The 7016-nt window shown below is 33.3% G+C and carries 6 protein-coding genes and 1 pseudogene; all 7 read right to left on the bottom strand.

Annotated features, from left to right (window positions below):
- Window positions 1-31 precede the first annotated feature (31 nt).
- A pseudogene (locus tag ACIPK1_RS02045) lies at window positions 32-1303 on the bottom strand (Y-family DNA polymerase).
- Window positions 1304-1549: 246 nt separating this feature from the next.
- Window positions 1550-1750: a hypothetical protein gene (locus ACIPK1_RS02050; RefSeq protein ID WP_062806333.1), complete on the bottom strand. Its 201-nt coding sequence runs from the start codon at window positions 1748-1750 to the stop codon at window positions 1550-1552.
- Between the two features lie 103 nt (window positions 1751-1853).
- Window positions 1854-2156, bottom strand: a complete 303-nt coding sequence (locus ACIPK1_RS02055) for a hypothetical protein (RefSeq protein ID WP_301405372.1) — start codon at window positions 2154-2156, stop codon at window positions 1854-1856.
- A 34-nt stretch (window positions 2157-2190) separates the two neighbouring features.
- Window positions 2191-5430, bottom strand: coding sequence for an SIR2 family protein (locus ACIPK1_RS02060; protein WP_301405370.1), 3240 nt, complete (start codon window positions 5428-5430; stop codon window positions 2191-2193).
- 22 nt (window positions 5431-5452) lie between these two features.
- Window positions 5453-6061 carry a recombinase family protein gene (locus ACIPK1_RS02065; protein WP_301389967.1) on the bottom strand — a complete coding sequence of 203 codons (609 nt, stop codon included), beginning with the start codon at window positions 6059-6061 and terminating at the stop codon, window positions 5453-5455.
- Between the two features lie 107 nt (window positions 6062-6168).
- Window positions 6169-6501 carry a DUF7006 family protein gene (locus ACIPK1_RS02070; protein WP_301389968.1) on the bottom strand — a complete coding sequence of 111 codons (333 nt, stop codon included), beginning with the start codon at window positions 6499-6501 and terminating at the stop codon, window positions 6169-6171.
- Window positions 6502-6570: 69 nt separating this feature from the next.
- The coding region (locus ACIPK1_RS02075; protein ID WP_400449817.1) for a MucBP domain-containing protein at window positions 6571-7016 on the bottom strand (446 nt) is incomplete at its 5' end.

Genomic DNA, 7016 nt, shown 5'->3' on the forward strand with positions numbered 1-7016 from the left:
ATTGACCATATCCCATAGCTGCGCCTCCTCTCTAATGACCTCCAACTTTGGCAGATCTTGATATTGCTGTAGCTCCATCAAGTAAGGAACTTGCATGCACTAGTGATTTAAAACCGTACTTACTTCTTATCCTGTCACACAAGTAGTCCAATTTTTCTTGTCGTATTTGTTTTTCCGCATCATCAAATAAATCTAATTGCGGAGCCGTTTGATACATTAATTTGGAACAAGAAATAGCTACTGATCGAACCATAAATCCCTCATAATGTTCATCAAAAAGCTTCAATGCATAGTTGGTTATTAACTTAGTATTTGAGGTGGATGGAATTTTCATTTGATGCGAAAATCCTGGTAACAACTAGCCATGGGAGTAGCCAATAGAAAGGGCGATTGATTCGGTTTGAGCATGTTCTTTTCGCAACCTTGATCCGACCAAGTCAGCCATTTCACGGATGATAATCATTACTTCTTTTTTATCTGTATAATCTTTCATAAGGATTTGAGAATTAGAAATACTCTTTTCTAGAACTTTATATTTCTTATCAATCTCGCTACGATCGATTCCGTTTGCGTGAGCGTGCAATTGAAGCCCAATCACACCCATGGAGGCCTTCAGTCTGGAAGGGGGGGTATTTGCAAGTTCTTCGACAGTAGTGATCCCACGTTTCCAGAGATTTTTTGCTGTACGGTGGCCAATGCCCCAGAAATCGGTCAGACTTTGGATTTTCCAAACAGTAGTAGGGACGTCCTCATAACGCCATTCTGCAATCATGTCCGGATTCTTCTTTGCAGCATTATCCAATGCGAGTTTGGCCAATAACATATTATCGCCAATCCCAACAGTGGTATAGATTCCCGTTTCCTCGAGTATCCTTTGCATTAAGGCTTTTGCGAATTGCTTTGTACGACAATTGCCGTAGAGGTTTTTAACTTTGTCAAAGCGTACAAAGAGTTCATCAATACTATAAACATGAATGTCATCATCAGAAACATACCGACGAATAATATTTACGATTTTTATGTTTGTTTCGATATATAAGTTCATTCGGGGTGGCACACAAATCAAATCTTTATGATCCGGTAGCTCATATTTTCTCGTGACGTTGGAAATACCTAATTCTTTTTTTGCGGCAGGAGAGGCGGCCAAGACAAGTCCACCTGGTCGATCAGATCCAGATAATACGACTAGCATGGTCGTCAAAGGGTTTAAGCCTCTTTCTACGCATTCCACGGAGCTGTAAAAACTTTTACAGTCGATACATAAGTAATCGCCACGGGGTTCAAAACGATAATCGAAATACATAAAAAACCCTCCTTTATCACAGTTCATCATACGAACTAATGTTCGTTCTGTAAAGAGGGAGGGACTTGTTTAATTTTTTTCAGTAACTAATAGGAGTCAATGGCAATACGTACATCGATGTATTCTAAATCGGTACAAACAAGGGGATTATCCATCGGTTTTCTTTCAATCGAGCTTAGAATTGCCCTATGACAACCAATAAATAGAAAAACAAGCGAACCGAGAGAAGGATTCGCTTGTTTCTGATCAGTTCTGTTTAATTTTATCTAGGATCACTTCAAATGTTTCAAAGGTATCTATATCTAACTGGCACAACCAAAGCAAATACTTCTTTTCTTTGTAGGTCCAATTTATAGTAGGGTAGGAGGACATCAAATTATTATATCTTGCTCTTTGTTCGCTTGATGCTAGCTGCCAGCGTTTCTCAAATATTTTTTCTTCTTCCATTATCGATCCCCCAAAAAGAGCGCTGCCTGAAACTTCAATAACGGGCAGCGCAAGTCTAATTACGCAGATCTAAGTATAACATAGCATACAAATATGAAAAAAATTAGAAGGTAGTAAAGGTTCTTCCGTCTTTTGCTTTGCTTCTGTTCTTAATGTGTTTCGTTATCGTTGCCCTACAAAGCTTTTCATTCAGTACACACTCGTTTATTGTTGCGTACTTCCTTACATTGCTCTCTTGATCAATTACTTCTATTCCATTGGCATCCTGATAGTTCATAGGAGAAGCGCGGCCATCAGCGATTGTTGAGCTTATTTCTTGAACTTCTTTTATAATTTCAGGACGGTTTAACCATCTCTCATCAGCTGTTAAGCTAAGAATTTTATAGTAGCTGTCTTTGCTTTTCAAGTACAGAAATCACCGCCAAGATTATAGTATAGCATCATATTTTAGATCTTAATTTTTGAGACTCAAATGGTGTTAGAGTATGCTGAACATAAGGTATATTCAATAAATATTTCCTTTGTTCTTCATCTAAGTTGTCCATCAATTCTTCTAATTCTGTTACAAAAAAAATATCAGCTTTAATTCTTTCAATTTCAAGAAGATAGAATAATAAATCAATGAAAAACTGCTTATCTGTCGTAAAGTCATTTTCTTTTATCTGGTGTATAAATACGGATAACAATGCCTTTGAATCACCCTCATAAAGATAGTTCTCTTTGTCACTCATAATTTTTTTCACTTTTGATAGATAAACATTGTTCGAACTAAATAAATATGCGAGCTCATTTAAATTTGAACCGTCATGTTCATTATCCAGTATCCATTTAAGCCACTCATCCTCATAAGGATATGATTCTTCATTTGTAAATATGATATCTAACATAAATCTAAAACGTATATCTTCAGAATAATCCAGTTCAATATAATTGGGATTAATCTCATACAGTCCAATTAAAAAGGGGACTGTTTCTAAGTTATCGACTATTGAATTTGATTTTAAATTTTGAATTACTATGTTTATAAAGTCTTGTACGATATCTTCCTTAGCAATTGCTGAATGAAAGTAGCAAAATCCCCTAAAAGTATTATCTGTAATCTCTAGCTGCTGTACGTCATATTCATGGAATAAAGAACCTTCTGAAAAATTTCGAATTGTACTTGGTATAATTTGACTGAACTTCAATTTCGCCAAGGAGCTTTCGACTTTTCCTGATTTTACTATTTTGATTAAGGACCAAAGGTAGCTTCCTAGCTCTGTATTTATTAATTTAACAAGTTCTATTAATTCATTATTTTTATTATCATAGTCTAGTGCGGATATATCTACTTCTAGGAATTTATCAAGTATATCTTCATTATAATCAAAATTGTTTAATAAAAAGTTGGAAAAAAAAGAACTATAATTATTTGTATATCTAGAAACATTTATCTTTCCTAAATATATTTTTGTAATATTTTCAACGAATATTGAATCTAGTTTCTTATCAATTGCAATTTTTAGATATAGATTTTCGTATCTATCAAATAGTTTCCCACTAAAATCAATCAAAATTTTCTTAAGTTTTTTGGATATATCATTGTCTTCTTGTAACAATCTAAATACGAACTTAATAGTCTCATCATCGGTCTTAAAGTTGCTATAATCAAGGTTAGCAGGATCTTCATAATAGTTTTTTTCGGAAATGAGAATGTGTACTATTGTTTTTACGTCATTTGTAAGAATATCTTCAGCTGTTATAAAGCTTTTTGCCTGAATAGAATAAACTTTACCCACAGTATCTGCATATTTTCCTCTATAGAGTACACGCGATAGATCTATCAATTCTTCATGTGCATTTATAAAAGCGTTCAGTTCATAACCAAAGTTCTTATTACTGAAATCTATTACATCTACTAAATGATTTAGTAAGTTCACCTCTAATTCTTCGTTTGCATCTATGTGAACTAGAATTTTCTGAATTAATCTGTTTTCTAACAAAAGCTTAGGGAAATCATCCATCAAATATTTATCATTATAATAAATTCTTCTGTTGACTAATGCATGGTAAAATACTCCGAGTATGCCATCTTCTATTATTTCAGTTATCGGTAAGAAAAGCTGTCTCTTTAAACTATCACTTTTTAGTGATAAATTCAGGTCTTTGATAGTGTCTTGAGTAAACTTAAATACAATTTCATCCCCATCTAAACTGTATAAGTAGTCTCTAGAATTTTCATCGTTAAGCTGATTGATCATCCATTGAGCCATTAAAAGCGAATCGTTAGAGAATTCTGTTGCTGGTAAATAACCAATCTTAGAGATAGAAAGTGCCAAGATATTTCTACATGTTCTTTCTATATCTAATCTACTGTATATATTGAAGGCTGCTACATATCTTGGATCGAAACTATCTTTTAAATATAATTTGCTTATACTAGTTACTAATTTTTTATCTATTGAGCTGTAGTTTTTATCTAAAAAATCCCAAAAATTACTAGGTACTTCCATGGATTCATCAGTAAAAATTTTAGATTTAAATGAATTATCGAGGACCTTTTTAATTAATTCCTCTTCTATACTACTAGATATGTGTTCGTAAAACTGATTAAGTGTTCTATGATATTTTCTATTATCTAGCATCGAATTTAATATTTGAAGATATTCCTCATCTTTTGTTTCCAATGTATTGAGCTCGTTCCAATATTCCTGTTGAGGTGTTGGCTTATTTATTTTTTTGATGTCACTTACAATATCTTTAATAACGATTGGCAGCTCATCAAAATCATCACCATACCAAAATATTTTGGTATAATTTTCCTTATAAAAAAACTCTTCAATGTAATTTCGTAGGTCTCTATCTACTTTGGTATTAGCGTTTGCATCAGCTTTCATAAGAGCAAAATTTTCATTTTCTTTTACTAATAGTGAAAGAAGTTCATCTTCTTCTAAGCTAACCCCAACAAATAGTACAACAGGCTTGCTGTCCTCAAACCACCTCACAAGTTCTTCAAATTTATCTCTATTTCTAAAATACTGCCTAGAATACGCAGATGATGAATTAATTAACAAATGCGGGTTACCTTTGGCTGTCCCATGTATATGCAGTACGTGGCTAATTTTCAAATAAACATCTGTATTTTGGAATTCACCTAAGTCTCTAACAACAGGTGGTTTTTTTCTTTTCCTATCAAGGTGCCTTTCAATTTCAGTATCATAATTAGATGTAATAAAAGTGGCATCTAAGTTAGATAAGCTAGCTAGGGTCTTGTTTTCTGGTTCAAAAGGTCTCACATCGTCAAAATAATACTTTTCAAAATTTAATTGGTTTGCTTCAAATTCGTCTCCAAGTAACTTTTTCAATATTTGATGGACTAAATCTATTTTTCTTTTGTTAGAAAAACTTCCTCTTGATATTTTATCGAATACAAGTATTGTTTCTCTAGATATATTTTCTGAACTGACTAATGATTGAATATTAAATTGCCAATATTTAATTAAGTGATCAACGTAGCCATCCCAATTAGGATATCCTTGAGATATGGAAACTCCAGCCCCGACAAATACTACTAATTTGGAATTTCTCTCAGCATCTGCTAGCTTCTCAATCATATTTCTATATTTATCTGTTGTATCGTATTCGTCGATCTCCCACTTTCTTTTCGTAGAGTTTTGTTTATCATTCTCATTTTTACTCATGCTTGTTCTCCTCTGTATTAAACTATAAATTTTCCGCTCTTGCTTGTTTTTTGATTCTTTTTAGAGTAGAGAGAGAAATACCAGTTTTCTTTTCGACTGTTCTCATACTATTTGTTTCCATCAATTCCAAAGCATGTAAATACTTAGAGTTTAATACTCTTTTGGGCCTACCTTCTTTATAATCTTTCTTATTGGCTTTATGCCACTGCTTTCCTTCTTGAGTCCTAGTCACTATCAAGTCTCGCTCAAATTGCGCAAAACTACCAAGCATGTTCATCATCAATGTTTGCATAGAATCTTTTTTATTAGGTTCAAACGTCAAGGCATTGTCTAAAAAAGTAACTGTCACGTCTGATTCGTTTAAAGTAGAAATAATCGAATTTAAATCAACGATACTCCTTGCTAGGCGATCAATCTTTGTTACTAAGACGAGATCACCTTTCTCTACTATTGAAAGTAGTTCTTCTAATTCTTTTCTACCTTCTTTTTTTGTACCAGAATATTTTTCACTAAAGATTTTTTCAGCACCAGCATCTTCTAATTTCAGAATTTGCGTTTTGTAATCTTGGTTGCTGGTACTGACTCGTGAATACCCATAAATTGCCAAATTTTGCTCACTCTTTCTGGACATAAGTTTCTGACACCTGTCAAAGTCAAGTATATCAAGAAAATTTAAAGGGGTCAAAAACTTAAAAGTTTCTGACCCCATTAGCTTCTAATAAAAAAGAGTATTACTGTTCAATTAATGTAAAATATCATAGATGGCCGAGTTTTCGTACTCAACTCATATCCACACAATTCTTTAAAATAGTTTTTATAGTCATTCTCAATAATTCGAATTATCTCATCCTTTGAAAAATCCTCAAACGTATTCAATTCTACTAATAGATTTAACTTTGCATCTATACCCAATATTTCCCAGAATGTATCTTTAGAAATATTTGCTGTTAACTTTTCTAGATTACAAAGCTGAGAATTCAAATAATCTTTCAATTCTGCCTCCTCATTACATTTGTCATAGAGTTCATATCGAAAATGATCAATATATTCCTTCTTTGATGTGAATAGCATAATAGTTAATTTCCTTTCTATAATATTGAAAAGCAACAAATCATTAATAGATTTGTTGCTTTTTTTTGCCTAATCTTTATTATTCTTCCTTCTTCTTATCAGGAATACAAAAATTCCTATGACAATAAGCAATCCAGCCAATATCATTGATAACTGTCCGATTAATGATTCACCTGTATCAGGTAATCTTTTATGTGAATCGGAGAAGTTGTTATCTGTCGGTAAATTATTATCAGAATTATCGTGTTCACTATCGATTTTATTTATCGCATAGATGTACACCACTTCTTGTGGGTCTTCCGTAAAGATTCCTGAAGCATTGTCTGGTGTCTCAGCCACGTACCAACCAGGGATCTCTTTGGCTGCACTTGCATATGGCAAACCGACTTTTCCGCTTAGGGTCACTGGATCGGCTAGTTGATTCCCTTCGGAATCTTTGTGCTTCACTGTGACTGGTGCCGCATCGCTGCGTTCATACACATATACCACTTCCTGTGCTTCTTCCGTAAAACGTA

The sequence above is a fragment of the Enterococcus sp. NPDC086594 genome, from assembly GCF_044746145.1.
GTDB lineage: Bacteria > Bacillota > Bacilli > Lactobacillales > Enterococcaceae > Enterococcus_D > Enterococcus_D entomosocium.